The organism is Streptomyces megasporus, assembly GCF_000718985.1.
Classification (GTDB): Bacteria; Actinomycetota; Actinomycetes; order Streptomycetales; family Streptomycetaceae; genus Streptomyces; species Streptomyces megasporus.
The window spans coordinates 1-382 of sequence record NZ_JODL01000114.1 but is presented as its reverse complement, the minus strand read 5'-3'; the positions used below and the strand labels follow the sequence as shown (position 1 = coordinate 382).

At 70.9% G+C, this 382-nt stretch carries 1 protein-coding gene; it reads right to left on the bottom strand.

Annotated features, from left to right (window positions below):
* Window positions 1-382, bottom strand: a 382-nt coding sequence (locus IF47_RS0126920; RefSeq protein ID WP_031511655.1) for a Zn-ribbon domain-containing OB-fold protein, incomplete at both ends; no start/stop codon positions are given.

The window sequence follows — 382 nt, the reverse complement described above, 5'->3', positions numbered from 1 at the left end:
GGCCGGCGCCGTCGAGGGCGATGTGGGCGTAGACGTACGGCACCTCGATGTCCAGGTTCTTCGCCTTGATGTTGACGATGCAGAACGTGGTCACCGTGCCGCGCGGCCCGACCTCGACCTGTTCGTCCGTGGCGACCCCGCAGGTGGGGCACGCGCCCCTCGGCGGGACGTAGACCTTCCGGCAGGACGGGCAGCGCTCGCCGACGGTCCGCCGGCCGCCGAGGGCGTTGATGTAGGCGGTCTGGGCGCGGCCGGGTGAGTAGGTGTAGTCGAGGCGGGCGGCGGCGACGATGCCGGTGACTGGGTCCTCGAACTCACCGGTGGCCCCGGTGAGTTGCGGCGGTTCGCCGTCGTACGGCTCGAAGCAGGCGATGTCCGTGAT